The organism is Acinetobacter rathckeae (genome assembly GCF_015627125.1).
GTDB lineage: Bacteria > Pseudomonadota > Gammaproteobacteria > Pseudomonadales > Moraxellaceae > Acinetobacter > Acinetobacter rathckeae.
Genome location: NZ_VTDO01000003.1, coordinates 87,085 through 103,480 on the forward strand (window position 1 = coordinate 87,085; position 16,396 = coordinate 103,480).

Sequence of the window (16,396 nt, forward strand, 5' to 3'; positions counted from 1 at the left end):
TTTATCCTTTTTTTAAAGATTTTAGAATTTGATGGTGATGATCAGAAACCGTAAACAACGTTGCGTAAACAAATGAAAAAATAACCCCCAATAACACCGTTAAACCGAAGCAATGAATGGCGTATGTATTGCTAAAAGACAATAAACCAAAGCCCAATAGTGTCGACAACATGCATAAAAACAATGCCATTCCCACAACTTTGCTATGGTCATGCCCATGTCGATAAAAAATAGCGTAATCGACTCCAATACCCAAAATAAGAAATGTGCCCATGAGGCTAAATAAATTAATCTCTACACCTAAAAACGATTGAACTGCAAAAGTCGTGAGCAGTGCCATACTGACAGGCAACATGAGCGGAACAATCGCACTTAGACCATAAATAACACCAAGCCCTATCGCAAGCCCAAGCAGTGCATAAATCAAAAGTTTGGTTGCCTGTTGTCTATGGTCTTTAAACATATCTGATAACGTTTGTATCGGCTGTTGATAATGAACTTGTGATGTCTGTAAAGCCTTAAGAACACTAGGTTTTCCTTGGACTAAAACAAGGCGTACATTTTTATTTTGCTGTAAAAAAAATAAAGGATGCGTTTGCATATCTGCAACGTTCAGTATTGGCTGATTGTATAGCTGTTTTTGCCATGCTAAAAGATCATTAATAGGAATATTCGTTGCACGTGCATATCCTTCAAGTACAGTAGGTGACAAATTCATTAATTGTTTTTTATTGTCTTCTTGCTGCTGAGCTGTTGGCAACCACTGCCCCAAAGCTTGAAAATTTTCAACATCACCTTTGGTCTTTAATGTCTTTAGTGTTGTTATTAAATTTTGCTCAAGCTGGTCTGTATTTTTCCCTTCAATAATAAAATAATCTGTTGTTTGAGGCTGTACAAAACGCTCACGAACATAACGATCCTCTTGCTTGAGTTGATCATTCATACTTTGCAGATTACGCACATCATCATTTACACTTAAATGAATAACACCCCAAAAACCAGTCATGACAATAAAAAGAATTGCGCCATAACGCACAGTCTTCTTTTGTTGGAACTTGGTTCTCACAGCACCAATCCAAGCCAAACGTTTCAAAGCAGGTTCTGCATTTAATGCAGGTAATCTTGGTAAAAGTAAAATACTGGTGACCCATGCAGCGCCTAATCCCACCATGGAAAAGACAGCAATTTGCCTAAAACCCGGAAATGGAGAAAAACTCAATGCCAAATATGCCACGATTGTGGTCATAAGCCCCATGAATAAACTTGGGAGCAACGGTTTTAAAATGCTAAAGCCATCATGCTGACGATGCTGTGACTGCAATGCCATAAAGTAAAAAGAAAAATCGACACACACACCAATTAAACTTGCCCCAAAGACTAATGTCATCAGGTGAATTTCATTAAAAATTAAATGTGTAATGAAAAAAGCCACCAATGAGCCACTACTCACGGCAATAAATTCTGTGAGCATTGGGCGTAAGGAACGAAAACCAAACCAGACCAAAAAGATCAAACCAAGACTTGAACCCAAGCCAATGGTAGAAATTTCATTTTGTGCAGACTGTGTGCCAAAGCTTGCAAAAATTAGCGTTCCTGTCCAATGGCTTTGAACAGAAAGATCAGAGAGTGCCTGTTTTTGTGTAGCAATCCACTGCATGGTTTTTTCTTGATCATCAATATTGTAAGGGCTATTTTTTAGCTCCAAAACAATTAATCTAGAAAAGCCTTTATCATCATGTATTGTCGCAAAACCTTGTTCTAAGCGTATATTATTTTGTGTTTGTAATTCGCTTAACCCCATTAAATAACGAGGAAACAATAACAATGGATCTTGCTTTAAAAGTGTTGCTGTTATGGGGATGCCGGGGCTAGAAAACTGCAATACACTGTGTTCAGTCAAAGATGCATAATCTTTATCTTTTAAAAGATCAATATCTGCCTGACTTAACAACCCGACACGGTGTTTAAACAATGTCTGACCAAACTGATCTGCATCAAACTGATGTTGTATCGGCTTTAATACATCTGTGTGTTTTACCGCCTGCGTGATCAACTGTGTCGCTTGATCGAGTGACTGTGCATCTTTTGCATCAAGTACAACAAACACTTTTTGATTCAGCTGATCGCCCATATAGCGCTGTGTATTTTGCAAACTCACATTTTGTTCGGCATCTGGAAGCAAAGCAAAAATATTGGCTTGAATATGAATCCGCTGATTCATCCACAATACAGCGGTTAGAATGCCAACAATGAGTAAAAACAATACCCAAAGATAAGTAAGTTTATTTTGCCAATTGGAAAAGTGCATATTCTTGTACATTTAACTGTTGTGGTTGTGCTGACTGTTGTCTAAAACGAATTGTGGTCGAATTACCCTCTTTTTCATGCAAAACAATTTGATCAAGATATTTCGTACCTTGCATGTCAACTCGATCAAACAATTTTTTAAACAAAGCATTTTTCGGTGTTAATTGCATTTTCCATTGGTCGTTATTTTTTTCTATCGAATTTAGATTAAAGTTTTTGACCAAAGTTGCTTCATCGCCTGCCATCAGCTGTAAAAATAGCGTGGCCATTGAGCCATATTCAGATTGCTGAATATTCATTTCACTCATGGTGCGTTGGGTTTTTTGTATCAGCTTTTTCTCAGTTACAATCAAGTCAGCCTGTACTGGTTGTTTGATTTGCCATAACACACCGTACTGTTGACTAAATAAAACCTCACCTTGTGAGCTAAATGTTCGATTTAAACTCGCCATGCTCTTTTGCTGTTCAAAATGTGCACGTACTGCAGGCATCTGTGCTAACTGTTGAAAAACACTTCGCGCTTGCCCTATATCAGCCATAACCCATGCAGGCATTAAACTGAAAAAAAGAATAAATATCTGTTTCATGCTTCAGTATCCACAAAAAGATCCCACGCATTTAAACGATCAAACAGTATTTTCGGTGACTGCAAACACAGTTCACGGGTCTGCATATTAACTGCGACCTGTGTGGTATAACCTTTGGTCATACGCTTACCTGTTTTAGCATCAAATATAAGATAGTCTATTTTTAAACGATTTTCCCATTCTTTTAGTATGGCTCGCACTCTAATTTTTTGTTGAAATTCAATACCATGAATATACCTCACATGACTATCAATCACAGGCCAAGCATAACCAGACTCGAGCATATCATTATAATTGTAGCCAAATAAATCGAGGAGTTTACAACGTGCAATTTCAAAATATTTAATGTAGTGCCCATGCCAAACAATATTCATGGTATCTACATCATGAAAAGGGATTTCCATTTCAACATCAATATGCATTGTCACTCTCCCACTGTGCTAACAATTCTAGATTTTCTAAACGATCAACCAATTGCTGTAATTCATCTTGCAATGGGCGATCCTCAATCACATATTGAAATGTCTCTTTTGTCCAATCAATAAAGTGTTGTAATTGTGGTGAAACGGCTACATTTTTTAAATACACTGCTTGCGTTGCCGCACAGCTTAAAGCAGCGATCACTTGTTCAGTCAACACCATTGTTCGAGTCGCATCACGAGCAGCGATAGTGCCCATACTGACTTTATCTTGATTATGACATTCTGTTGATCTTGAGAAGATTGAGGCAGGTAACGTTTGTTTCAGTGCCTCTGCTGTCCATGCAGAAACGGCAATTTGTACTGCTTTAAAACCATGGTTTAAAGGCAGTCGCTCTGCTGTTGCACCTGTTAAGTTGCGTGGTAAGCCATGATTCATTTTTTGGTCGACCAACTGTGCCATTTGACGATCCATCAAATCTGCAATGTTGGCAATCATTAACTTCAAACTGTCCATGGCTTGTGCAATATGACCGCCATAGAAATGTCCACCGTGTAATACACGCTGTTCTATTGGGTCTATTAATGGATTGTCGTTACTTGAGTTCAATTCATTTTCAATAAATTGACGCAACCAGACTTTAGAGTCCTCAAATACGCCAATCACATGGGGTGCACAACGTAACGAATATCGGTCTTGTAAGCGTGAGCTTTGATGCGCTTGGTCTGGCTGATATGACAAAAACGCCCTTAATTGTGTAGCAATATGTTGTTGTCCAACATGAGGCTTTTGTGCAAATAGAACTCCATCGAAATGACTGGCGTTACCATCTAATGCCAAAACATTTAATGCAGTAATACAGGTACTTGCCAAACTGATTTGTTCTGCTCTTTTATAATTTAAGCACGCGATCGCAGTCATTACAGCTGTGCCATTCATGAGTGCAAGCCCTTCTTTGGGTCTTAACACAATTGGGTCAAGTGCATGACTTTTGTAAACTTGAGCAATGGGCACAATCTGACCATCAACATAGACATCTCGCTCACCTGCCAAAGCACCTGCAATATAAGACAATGGTGTTAAATCACCACTTGCCCCGACAGACCCTTCAGAAGGAATCATGGGAATCACATTCTCATTAAGCATCCAAACAAGGCGTTGAAGTAGTGCTAAAGATACCCCTGAAAACCCACGAGCCAGTGAGCATAGCCGAGTAATGATGACAGCTCTACCAGTCACAACATCAAGGTTTTCACCCAAACCACAGCCATGAAAGCGAGAGAGCTGTAGTGGTAATTCATTGACTTGATGTATAGGCACATCAACTAAGCAAGAGTCACCATACCCTGTAGTCACACCGTAAATCACACCGTCTTTTTTTAAAAGTTCATCTAAAAAGTCTGCACCTTGCTGAATTTTTTCATTCCAAGCCACACTTTTAGGTAAAGCAACCTGACAGCCATTCTTTGCAACAGCAACAATATCTTCAATAGTGAGTTGCACTTCACCCACGGTTAATATGTGCATAGTTATTTATTCCAAAAATAATAAAAATTAAACCACTGATAAGGTACACGCAGGCAATGTTGCTCGACCAATCGAACATACTGTGTTGCGATGTTGTTCAATGCCTGTTCTCTTGTTTTTCGAGGTAGCTGTAAACATTCAGACATTGGATGAATATGTACTTCAAATGTTTGTTGAACACGGTAACAAAACACGGCAACCACGGGCACTTTCAACAAACTTGCTAAAATCCAAGCCCCTTGTGGCCATAAAGCATCTTCACCTAGAAAATCAATACTGAGAACTCGGTTAGAATGAATTGGTACGCGATCAGCCGCAATAAGCACCCACTCACCCTGTGCTAATTTCTGCTCTAAAAAAATTGCGGTTTCAACCCCCAATTCATCTACAGAAATTAAGTTAATATTGGCTTTGTCACTAATTTTTTGTAAAAATTGATTAAATTTAGAGGCATGTTTTTGATAAACCAACACATTAATTTTTTGCACATGCTCGGCTTTGATTGCACGTAAAAGCTCAATATTCCCAAAATGGGAAACAATTAAAATTAGCCCTTTTTTGTAGTGCTGACTCAAAGATTGATGGCCTGTAATCTGTAAATCTTGCTGAGAAAACTTTCCTAGCCAGCCTTCGATTTTATCTAAAATAGACTGTGAGAAGCTCATGAGATGAGCATAGGTTTGCCTCATGGTTGGGGCATGAGAAAATGGCGAATGCTCACCTGCAAAGACATGTAGTCGTTGTAAATAATCTAGAGAGGCTTTTCTTGATGCTGTCGAAAATAACCAATACCACAGCACAATAAAATATAAAATACACTGAATGAGCCAGCGACCACCTAAACGGTATAACCATAAAATAAGCAGTAAAGGTAACATACCACCTTTTTCTTTCACTTCATTCCAACGTGGTTTTGCCATTTCCGTCTAACCTTTTATGTGATGACGCAATAATTTAGGTAAACGAGCAAGCATGCCAAAAAAAAGTGATGTGTGCATTTTGGTTAACTCAACATTATCATCCCACACTTTAAAATGTGAAATGCCATTTTCAGGATAAATGACCTCTGTTGGAATATTAATAACTGGTGTTCCGTCCCATTTTAAATACACCAATATTTCACTATCAAATCCCATACGTGGGCGTAGCCGATACCTATTCATAATGCTTAAACTGGCATCAATCGGATACACTCTAAAACCGCACATACTGTCTTTAATGTCTAAAGACAACGTATTAATCCATACCCAAATATGCGTGGCATAACGTCCATACAAACGTTTTTTAGGTACAGAAGCATCAAACTTCGGTTGTCCAATCACCATTGCTGTAGGGTTTTGCTGTGCTGCTTCTAAAAATTTAGGAATATCTTGCCAGCAATGTTGTCCATCCGCATCGAGTTGTAATGCATGGCTATAGCCCAAGCGTGCGGCTTGTTTTAAGCCACTCATAACCGCCTGCCCTTTACCCAAATTTTGAGCATGTTCAACTAATATCACAGACTGATGTTGAGCAATACTTTGTAATATTTGTGATGTTTCAGGGTTACTGCCATCATTAACAACAATAATGTCATGATTAAAACTTTTTAAATGATCAATCAACTCATTTAAATAATGTGGATGATTATAAACAGGAATAATAAAGACCATTTTCATGATTGACACTCATATACCAAACGGCCTGAAGCCAATGTTTTATCATTGATACGTATTTTAAAGCTGACTTTTTCTTCCTTTCTAGATAACGTCAATACAATCACCTGATTTGGCTGAATGACCTCTTGAAACTTGAGTTGCTCATAGCCACAACACCAATTTAAATCTGACCAAATTCGCTTTGCAAAATAGTCAACAAATGCAATTTGACCTACACCAGGATAAATAGGATAATTTGGGAAATGACCTTTAAAACACACCAAATCGGCCATAAATTCTAGTTCAAAACAATACTGATCTTGCTCTGTATATTCAGATAAAATCACTGGATATAAGTTTGTATCAAAGAGTGCTTTTAAGTTTTGGCGATTTAACTTTGACTGGCTATTTATAGGCATTTTAGATAAAAACCTCCAACGGCGAGGGATTGCAATTTTTTCAAGCAAACCATCCAACTCTTTTTTCAAACCAGCTACCAAGCCTGCTTTCGGCACTGACTGAAATGCTTCAGATAAAACTGCAACACAAGCCAACATTTGCCGTTGCTCATGTTCGACCACCAATACATGACATTGCTCAATTTCATCAAGTTGTAAAATGGCTTGTTCTATTGAATCTAAACTTAAACGCTTTTCTTCAAGTTTAATAATCCGATCTGCACGACCTAATAACTTAAAACATTGATCTGGAAATACATCTACACGATCACCAGTAAGTACCCAATCGGTGCTCATCGCGTGCATGCTACGCACATGAAGCTGTTGATCTTCAAGAACACCAATGTCTACACCTTGAAAAGCACGCCATAATGCATCATCACATTTTTTATAAGCAATTCCACCTGTTTCAGAGCTACCTAAAATTTCACTAATATCTACATTAATACCTGCTCGAATACCTGTGTCTAACTTTCCACCTGACGAGAAAATAGATGCACATGCAATTAAATCAATATCCGTTGACCAACGTTTTAACAATGCAGGACTAGAAACCAGATGGTTATCAAGATCTTTTTCAACTAATTTATGCTGTAGCTGAGTCACATACTCAGGATAAAGTAATTGCTCACGATAAAAACTTCGACCCGTAACTAAAGGCCATAATAATTTAAACAACAACCCATAAATATGCTGATGACTGACTGTTGCAATCGCTACACTTTGTTTAGGTAAAGAAAAATGTTGCTCCAAACATACAACTTCATTCAAGAGCTGTTTTAAATTTCTCACAATCTGCTTTGGCTGACCTGTAGACCCCGAGGTAAAGAAAACAATTTTAGACTGCTCTAATAATTCAAAATCTATAGACATAAACTGCTGAGAAGGTTGTCGCTCAACAAAACATACGCCTTGATCTTTTAATTGTTGTTCTAAAGTGGCAATACGATTTGGCGGTAAAATCAAAGTTTTGCCTGCCGTAAGCACCGCAAAAAACAAAACTAAAAAGTCATAGCTATCCGTTTCCCACAGTGCCATTTCAGCCGATGGGTTTTTAGATAAAATACCTGCTTGTTGCTCAACATCTTGCCAAAATTCAGAAAATGTAATGGGGGCTAAAAGACTATCCCAACATAAAATGTGATTCGCGTAATCAATATGATTCATTATGAATTTTCTGTTGCCTTTTGCGGAAGATCCATTCACCAAGCAACAGCACCCCCATCATTAAATAAGAAATAAAACCGTTATATAAGACCCAAACCTGTATAGGGAAAAAAAAGACTGTACACAGTGCCAAAACCGCATTGAGTGCAAAAAAAATGCACCATACAACTGTCACTTTTCTCGTCCATATTACCCCTTCTACAGGAAGTGTTGGCTCAAAAACACGAGCAAAACGCTCTATCATTGATGGTGGTTTCCATAACGTATAAGAAAACACACACAGTGCACCAAGGCTCATCACTACTGGATAAAACTTAAGCCCTAAAGTCGATTGGAACACCAAGCTTAAACCACCACAAATCACTGCAAGCCATGTTAAAGGCCACAGCAGATTATTCTTTTTTTGTACAACAACACGTAGTACACCTAGAACCAATAACAACACACTCACCTGCCACACATAGCCATGCGACAAACACCAACCCATTAAAAATGGGTAAAGTGCCAAGAGAATGCCAGTTAAGACAGGAACTATGCCTCGCATTCAGCAGACATTTTTTGTATGACCAACACAACATCATGTACGGTTCTGACATTCTTAAAATCTTCGGGCTGAACCATTTTCCCCGTCAAATTCTTGATTTTTACAACCAGATCAACAGCATCAATACTATCTACATCTAAGTCAGTATATAAATTAGAATCCATATTGACTTTACTTGGTGGAATTTCAAACAACTCATCCATCCACTCACGTAACTGATTTAAAATATACTCTTCTGTTAACATAATAATATCTCTAACATGTGCCTTTTTGTTCAACCAGCTCTACTAATGTATTAATAGATTGAAAATATTTTTTAGTATCTTCTGATTCTGCATTTAAATGAATGTTATAACGCTTTTTCAGAGCAAGCCCCAACTCCAAAGCATCTATAGAATCTAAGCCTAAACCCTCATTAAAAAGGGGTGCTGCATTATCAATATCATCTACGCTTATATCTTCAAGCGCTAAAACATCAATAATCATTTGCTTTAATTGTGTTGCAAGACCACTCATTACTTAGATAACTCTTGATTAAAAAATTGATAAAGATATTGGTTTAAAAGACGTACATTTTTTGGTGTCACCTCAAGCTGAGGAACAACATCTTGAACGTAAATTGGATCCAATACACGAATAGAAATATGAAAAGGCCGATCAGGAATGTGATACCACTTTTCATTTTTGCTGAGTGTCGATGGATTACATGTAATCACGACAGGGCGAATAGGTACATTTGCACGCAATGCAATATTTGCCGCCCCCTTTGGAAGTCATTGATTTTCTTTTCTTTTATTGTTCGTGTTCCTTCAGGAAAAATGACCAATGATGCAGCATTGTCTTCATGTAACCGTGCCACACAATCATTCATAAATTGCTCAGAACCTTGATTCAATATATAGTTTGCATTGGTCACAGGGCCTGCTGTGAAAATATTTTTCCATAAGGCTTGTTTCACCACACAATTTGCCCGCTCCATTAAACCAATAATTAAAACTACATCAATTAATGTCGGGTGATTTGCAATGACTAATTCTTGTTGACTCTCTTTGAGTTTATCTATTCCCTCAACGTCATAGGTCATAATGCCAAGCTTCACCATCATTTCCACAAAATGATAAAAGCTTTGTTTAATCACCGTTTGGGTCACAGCAACCCTTTCTTGTTTATCTAATTTTTTTAGCTTAAGTATTGGCCCTAACAAAGTACCAATCGCAACACCACCCACACCAAAACTGAAGCCTGTTGCGCCAACACGCCAAACATAATTTAATTTTTTCTTTAACACCTTTCCCAGACTCCCTGATTGGACTGTAGTAAGGATTTATCTTCCCAAAAAGCGTCAAATTCAACCGTATTGTTATAAGGGTCTAGAACACTTAACTTATCTACATTTAAAATAATATTTGGTTGTTCTAAACTCACAATACCTGCAAGTGCAAATGATTCAAAAGTATCTAAGTCTACATATACATCTGGAATAGGTGCATCATAATAAACAATCAGTGCTTTACTTGCGCATGGTTGGGTTTTTAAAAATGCATATGCTTCAACCACAGCCTCAGGCCATGTTGCACTTAAACTGGTAGATATTGTGTGATCATTTCTTAAAATAGAGTATAAGCCCGATATTGCATTATGCACAGATACTGAAAATTGAGTCGGTGACGGTGTTTCGCCTTGTAATACATCTTGTAAAATTGCAAGTGTTTTGGCCTCATCTCCAAATCGAGAAGCCCAAACAATATAGTCTACTTTATTATTAGATAAAGCATTGAATGCACTATTTAATGCCAATTTGGCAAGTGGAGAGAGTCTACGGCGTTGCATGGCTGGAATTTTTTCTAATGCATCAAACTTTGATGTCGCAACACTTCTAAATAGTTGCTCAACTTGCAACTTTAAGTTCACATTTAATCCATACTTAATAAAAACTTAATTATAACCAAATCACTACAGATACAAAAACAATACGAACATTTTTTTTGTAAAAAAAACCAAGCGATAGTGCTTGGTTTTTGGAGACTGCAAAAAAAATTAACGTTTAAATTTCTTTTCAGCCTTTTTAAAGTTTTGTACATAACGACGACGACGCGCAGCAACACGCTCATCTATTTGAGATTTACGACCTTCAAATGGATTTTCAGACGTCTTAAACTCAATTCGAACAGGTGTACCTTCGAGCTTATATACCTTACGAAATACATTCTCTAAGTAACGACGATAGTCCGCTGACGTTTTATCAACTTTATTACCATGAATAACAATCGTAGGAGGGTTCTGTCCACCCATATGAGCGTAACGCATTTTAATACGACGACCATTCACCATTGGTGGTTGGTGCTGATCTGTTGCATCATTTAAAATTTGCGTGAGTTTAGAAGGAGATACTTTTAAATTTGCAGACTCATACGCACGATGAATCGATGGATATAAATCACCTACACCAGTACCATGAAGCGCAGAAATCAAATGTACGCGTGCCCAAGGAATAAAACCAAAACGACGCTCTACATCAAGTTTAACCTGCTTACGGTCATACTCAGACATATTGTCCCATTTATTAATGGCGATCACCATAGCACGGCCTGCTTCTAAAGCATAACCAATCAAGTGAAGATCTTGTTCAACAATACCCTCACGTGCATCAATGACCATTACCACAACATGTGCATCTTTAATGGCTTGTAAAGTTTTTACAATCGAAAATTTTTCAATTGTTTCATCGACTTTACCTTTACGACGTACACCCGCAGTATCAATTAACGTATATTTACGCTCATTTCGCTCATAAGGAATATATACAGAGTCGCGTGTTGTACCAGGCATATCAAAGACAACAACGCGGTCTTCACCCAACAAACGGTTAACCAGTGTTGATTTACCCACATTCGGGCGACCAATCGCAGCTAGACGTAAACCAGTTTGTTGGTCAAGTACATCTGTGTCTTCATCTTCTGGAATATCTTCTAAGATATCCTCGAGCATCTGCGCAACACCACGTCCATGACTTGCAGCAACATGTATCGGCTCACCAAAGCCGAGTTGATAAAACTCAACAACAGCGGCTTCAGCATGTACACCATCAACTTTATTGGCAACCAAGTACACTTTTTTACCAAGTGTTCTCAGCTCACGTGCAATTTGCTCGTCAGATGCTAATAGTCCTGCACGTGCATCTACAACAAAAACAATGATGTCCGCTTCATTAATTGCAGTTTTAGACTGCTCAGCCATATAGGCATCAATACCTAGCTCACTTTCACCTATACCGCCCGTATCTACAACAATAAAGGATTTATTATCATAGGTTGCATCACCGTATTTACGGTCACGTGTAAGACCAGCAAAGTCTGCAACAAGAGCATCTCGACTTTTGGTAATCTGATTAAATAATGTCGACTTGCCGACATTAGGACGCCCAATCAGCGCAATTACGGGTTTCATAAGTTAACGGTTCTGCCAAACGCTTAATGCGCCCTTTTGTGTTGAAACATAAAGTTGGTTGTCTACAACACGCAGTGAAGTCACTTCACCCTTGGTTGTTGAACGACCTGTGATTTTTCCTGTGGTTGGGTCAATGAGGCTAAGTGCACCATCAAAGTCACCCACAACAAGATCTGAACCCAATAATACAGGGTTACTTAAATTACGATGTAATAGTTGATCATTTTCCCACAGTTTTTGCCCTGTAAGCAATCCGTAAGCAATGACTTTACCATCTGTGGTAGTGATATATATTGCATCACGCGTTACTTCTGGACGTTTATTGCTACTTGCATTGTCTGTCCAAACCACTTGTTGCTGCTGTAAGTCTGTTACAGTGACTTGTCCTTGGTAACTTGTGGTCACAAGGAACTGACCCATCATGACAGGGTCGCCATCAATATCGTTAACACGCTGTATATCTGTACGGCCTTCAGCAACAGATACTCGGCGTTGTAATCGTGGTACACCACTCACAACATCTATACCGTAAACATATGAGTTTGCTGTCGCAATAAGTACATTATTCGGGTCGAGTTGAACAGGGGTTGCTTGACCACGTAAGCTCAGTGCTACATTTGGTAGCTTATATGTCCATAACTGCTGACCTGTTGCAACATCATGTGCATAGACATTGCCATCATTTGTTACTGTAATCACACGACCGAGCTGTATATGCGACGGCGTAATAATTGGCCCAGACAATTGTGCTTTCCACAAAATTTTGCCTGTGCTTTGCTCTAAACCAAACAGCTCGCCTTTTTGGTTTCCAGCAATGACTGTACCTTGCCCAACTTCAAGCCCAGCACTCAACACACCAGTTTTGTAAATTTGACTCGACCAAAGCTGTTTATTGCCTTGGAATGCATCAACTGTGCCTTTTTTAGGGTCAATAAAGTAAATAACACCCTGATCTACCGCCATTTGTAAGCGTAAAGGATCTTTTTTATTGCTCGCAGAAACACTATGAGAAAAAACTTGTTGTAAGCTTTTTGCTTGTACCAGTTTAGGCAACGGGTTTGGTTTTATTTTTTCAACCTTAGGTTTATTACTTGAACAGCCAACAAGCGCAACTGCTAAAATAGTTAACGCAAACGGTATTTTAAATTTTTTATGCATTTAAGATTCGTCCACTTGTGTTTTCAAAATTGGAGTTTCAATATGAGGATCATCTACTAAAACACCAACACTTTCGAGTTTTATTTGTAAAATTTGTGGTTGTTGCTTACGTGCAACCGCAGCCTTCCAAGCACTCTCATACGCAATTTTCGCATTTGGTGTATCATTTTTATACACATAAATGTCACCACGTGCTTCATCTACAGTGCCTTTAAATGAATCAAGCTTCACTAAATCAAGTGTTTTTAGTGCATCATCGTATTTTTTATTGGCGATTTGTGCATAAGCCAAATGTAAATTGACCAAAGCCATCAGGCCTTCATCTTTTATCTTTACAGTTTGTGCTTTTTGTAACTCTTTTTCAGCGGCAACATAATCATTACGGTCAGCAAATATTTTTGCCAAAATAAGCTGTGCTTGAATCGCTTGAACAGAGTTAGGATCTTTTTTTACAATTTCATCAGACAAACGCATTAAATTCGTTAATGCAGTTTTATCGCTCAAAGGGGCCACTTGCGCCTGATCCATGAGTTGCTGTACACGAGCTGTTTCATTTTGTGAGTCAACTTGGTTGTTTTTTTGCCAATAATTCCATGCAAAAAAAGCAATCAGTGCTACTAAAATCGCTGTAACGACAGAAGAACCATACTTCTTGCCTAACGATTTAAACTTATCTAACTGTTCTTCTTCTGTGAGTGCGCTCATGTCATGATCCTTACTACTAAACGCGAGATGATGGAAATTGCTGAAGCAAAAATGAAACCACATCAGCCAGCTTAACATCTGTTTGCTCTGCTGTTGCTAATTGCTTAAACGCAACTTGTTGAGCAACTTGCTCTCGCTCACCAAAAATCATGGCATAAACTGCACCTGACTGGTCTGCTTTTTTCATTTGGCTTTTCATACTGCCCTGCGAGCCTACTTTAACACGAATTTTTGCATTGGCTTGCTCTAATTCATCTCGAAGTTGTTCTGCAAACAATAATGCTTGTGCTTGACACTGTGGATCTGTGACTAAAAACACCTCACAGTCGCGTACAGGCTCAGGTGTGGCAAACTGCTCTAATAACAGTAATAAACGTTCCAAGCCCATACCAAAGCCTGCAGCAGGTACAGACTGGTTCGCTTTACCTTTAAGCTGCCCTACGAGTGAGTCATAACGGCCACCACCACACACTGTCGCTTGTGAGCCTAAATGGGTTGTCGTCCATTCAAATACCGTTTTATTGTAATAATCTAAACCACGTACCAGCTTTTGGTTGACAACATATGCGATACCCGCTTGGTCTAAATACCCTCTTAGCGTATTAAAATGCGTCAAAGTTTCTTCTTGCATAAAGTCATGCAATTGCGGTGCTGTCGCTAAAATACGCTGTGTTTGCTCATCCTTTGAATCTAAAATACGTAACGGGTTGGTGGTTAAACGGCGTTGTGAGTCTTCATCTAACTCAGATTTATGTACCGTTAAATAATCAACCAACGCATTTTTATAGGCTGTACGCTCATCAGACTCACCCAGTGTATTGAGCTCAAGTTGCACTTTATCTGCAATACCTAAATGTTTCCACAAACGTGCTGTCAGTAAAATCAGCTCTGCTTCAATATCTGGTGTTGCTACACCAAAGGTTTCCACACCAAACTGGTGAAACTGACGATAACGACCTTTTTGAGGTTTTTCATAGCGGAACATTGGCCCTGTATACCACACACGCGGTGTTGCACCACGCAGTAGGTTATGCTCAAGCAATGCACGGACACAACCAGCCGTTCCTTCAGGTCTTAAAGTTAAAGACTCTGGCGGATTCCCTTTGTCAAAAAAGGTATACATTTCTTTTTCAACAATATCTGTTGCATCACCAATCGCACGCTTAAACAAGCCTGTATTTTCAACCAGTGGCAGACGAATTTGCTGATAGCCGTACGCATCCATTAACGATGCTAAATATACTTCTAACTTTCTCCAAGCTACTGTTTGTGTTGGAAGAATGTCGTTAAAACCTTTAATTGCTACAATTGAACTCATGATGATGAACTACGAATAATTTCTTTGGATTTAGCTTCTTCAAGCTCTTCTACACGTTGACGAACCATTGACTCAATTTCATCAACCAACTGATGTGTATCTATAAGATGGCTTTTATCACCATTTCGGTACACAAGCGATCTCGGGCTCGCTCCAACCACACCAATATCTGCCTCTTTCGCCTCACCAGGCCCATTGACCTTACAGCCAATCACAGACACATCCATTGGTGTACGAATATCTTCTAAACGCTCTTCAAGGGCTTGCATGACTTGAATGACATTAAACTCTTGTCGCGAACAACTCGGACATGCAATAAAGTTAATGCCGTTTGAACGTAAACTCAATGATTTTAAAATATCAAAACCAATTTTAATTTCTTCTTCAGGCTGTGCCGCCAAAGAAATACGCATAGTATCGCCAATACCATCGAGTAATAAGCCACCGAGTGCAATAGCAGATTTCACTGTACCTGTACGGTAAATACCTGCTTCTGTCACACCCAAGTGTAATGGGTTATCAATTTGCTTTGACAATAAGCGGTAAGCATCTAACGTCAAAAATACATTAGAGGCTTTTACACTGACTTTGAACTCATGAAAGTCTAGACGATCTAAAATATCGATATGACGCAGTGCTGACTCAAGCAAGGCCTCACCTGTTGGCTCGCCATACTTTTTTTGTAAGTCTTTTTCAAGTGATCCTGCATTCACCCCAATACGCATTGAAATACCATGATGCCTAGCAGCTGCAACTACTTCACGTATTTTTTGTTCCGAACCAATATTACCAGGGTTAATTCGCAAACAGTCTGCACCATAATCTGCAACAGCGAGTGCAATTTTATAGTCAAAATGAATATCTGCAACCAATGGCACATTCACACGTTTTTTAATGGCACCAAACGCTTCGGCTGCTTCCATAGATGGAACAGACACACGCATGATGTCTGCACCTGCATCAGCACAACGCTGAATTTGTGCAACAGTGGCATCAACATCACAGGTTTCTGTGTTAGTCATGCTTTGTACGCTAATCGGGGCATCGCCACCAACATAAACCGACCCGACACGAATTTTACGTGTTGGTCGGCGTTTGATCGGGTTTACTATCATGGTTAC

General features: G+C 38.9%; 16 protein-coding genes and 1 pseudogene. All 17 read right to left on the reverse strand.

The window, feature by feature from the left end:
• Position 1 precedes the first annotated feature (1 nt).
• Positions 2-2,308 carry an MMPL family transporter gene (locus I2F31_RS06025; RefSeq protein ID WP_195769391.1) on the reverse strand — a complete coding sequence of 769 codons (2,307 nt, stop codon included), beginning with the start codon at positions 2,306-2,308 and terminating at the stop codon, positions 2-4.
• Positions 2,283-2,861: an outer membrane lipoprotein carrier protein LolA gene (locus tag I2F31_RS06030; RefSeq protein WP_228285132.1), complete on the reverse strand. Its 579-nt coding sequence runs from the start codon at positions 2,859-2,861 to the stop codon at positions 2,283-2,285. Before I2F31_RS06030 ends, I2F31_RS06025 begins: the two co-directional genes overlap by 26 nt.
• 29 nt (positions 2,862-2,890) lie before the next feature.
• The gene (locus tag I2F31_RS06035; protein ID WP_195769393.1) at positions 2,891-3,316 is read right to left on the reverse strand and encodes an acyl-CoA thioesterase; all 426 of its coding nucleotides are present in this window, start codon (positions 3,314-3,316) and stop codon (positions 2,891-2,893) included.
• Complete coding sequence (locus I2F31_RS06040) at positions 3,306-4,841, reverse strand: HAL/PAL/TAL family ammonia-lyase (protein WP_195769394.1); 1,536 nt, start codon at positions 4,839-4,841, stop codon at positions 3,306-3,308. The genes I2F31_RS06035 and I2F31_RS06040 overlap by 11 nt, the downstream gene beginning before the upstream one ends.
• A 2-nt stretch (positions 4,842-4,843) precedes the next feature.
• Complete coding sequence (locus I2F31_RS06045; RefSeq protein WP_195769395.1) at positions 4,844-5,761, reverse strand: LpxL/LpxP family acyltransferase; 918 nt, start codon at positions 5,759-5,761, stop codon at positions 4,844-4,846.
• 6 nt (positions 5,762-5,767) lie between these two features.
• Positions 5,768-6,499 (reverse strand): glycosyltransferase family 2 protein, encoded by a 732-nt coding sequence (locus tag I2F31_RS06050; RefSeq protein WP_195769396.1) that lies wholly within the window; start codon positions 6,497-6,499, stop codon positions 5,768-5,770.
• Positions 6,496-8,103, reverse strand: a complete 1,608-nt coding sequence (locus I2F31_RS06055; RefSeq protein ID WP_195769397.1) for an AMP-binding protein — start codon at positions 8,101-8,103, stop codon at positions 6,496-6,498. The genes I2F31_RS06050 and I2F31_RS06055 overlap by 4 nt, the downstream gene beginning before the upstream one ends.
• Positions 8,090-8,647 (reverse strand): COG4648 family protein, encoded by a 558-nt coding sequence (locus I2F31_RS06060; protein ID WP_195769398.1) that lies wholly within the window; start codon positions 8,645-8,647, stop codon positions 8,090-8,092. The genes I2F31_RS06055 and I2F31_RS06060 overlap by 14 nt, the downstream gene beginning before the upstream one ends.
• The gene (locus tag I2F31_RS06065) at positions 8,635-8,892 is read right to left on the reverse strand and encodes an acyl carrier protein (RefSeq protein WP_195769399.1); all 258 of its coding nucleotides are present in this window, start codon (positions 8,890-8,892) and stop codon (positions 8,635-8,637) included. Before I2F31_RS06065 ends, I2F31_RS06060 begins: the two co-directional genes overlap by 13 nt.
• 10 nt (positions 8,893-8,902) lie before the next feature.
• On the reverse strand, positions 8,903-9,163 hold the full coding sequence (locus I2F31_RS06070) for a phosphopantetheine-binding protein (RefSeq protein ID WP_195769400.1): 261 nt from the start codon (positions 9,161-9,163) through the stop codon (positions 8,903-8,905).
• Positions 9,123-9,944 (reverse strand): annotated as a pseudogene (locus tag I2F31_RS06075) (lysophospholipid acyltransferase family protein). The gene I2F31_RS06070 and the pseudogene I2F31_RS06075 overlap by 41 nt, the downstream one beginning before the upstream one ends.
• Positions 9,929-10,558 carry a beta-ketoacyl synthase chain length factor gene (locus I2F31_RS06080; RefSeq protein ID WP_323127564.1) on the reverse strand — a complete coding sequence of 210 codons (630 nt, stop codon included), beginning with the start codon at positions 10,556-10,558 and terminating at the stop codon, positions 9,929-9,931. The pseudogene I2F31_RS06075 and the gene I2F31_RS06080 overlap by 16 nt, the downstream one beginning before the upstream one ends.
• Positions 10,559-10,684: 126 nt before the next feature.
• Positions 10,685-12,094 carry a ribosome biogenesis GTPase Der gene (gene der / locus I2F31_RS06085; RefSeq protein ID WP_195769401.1) on the reverse strand — a complete coding sequence of 470 codons (1,410 nt, stop codon included), beginning with the start codon at positions 12,092-12,094 and terminating at the stop codon, positions 10,685-10,687.
• 3 nt (positions 12,095-12,097) lie between these two features.
• Entirely contained in the window at positions 12,098-13,252 is a 1,155-nt protein-coding gene (gene bamB / locus I2F31_RS06090) for an outer membrane protein assembly factor BamB (RefSeq protein ID WP_195769402.1), read from the reverse strand.
• Positions 13,253-13,957: a YfgM family protein gene (locus I2F31_RS06095; protein ID WP_195769403.1), complete on the reverse strand. Its 705-nt coding sequence runs from the start codon at positions 13,955-13,957 to the stop codon at positions 13,253-13,255.
• 16 nt (positions 13,958-13,973) lie between these two features.
• Positions 13,974-15,275, reverse strand: a complete 1,302-nt coding sequence (hisS, locus tag I2F31_RS06100) for a histidine--tRNA ligase (RefSeq protein WP_195769404.1) — start codon at positions 15,273-15,275, stop codon at positions 13,974-13,976.
• Positions 15,272-16,390, reverse strand: coding sequence for a flavodoxin-dependent (E)-4-hydroxy-3-methylbut-2-enyl-diphosphate synthase (gene ispG / locus I2F31_RS06105; protein WP_195769405.1), 1,119 nt, complete (start codon positions 16,388-16,390; stop codon positions 15,272-15,274). Before ispG ends, hisS begins: the two co-directional genes overlap by 4 nt.
• Positions 16,391-16,396 lie beyond the last annotated feature (6 nt).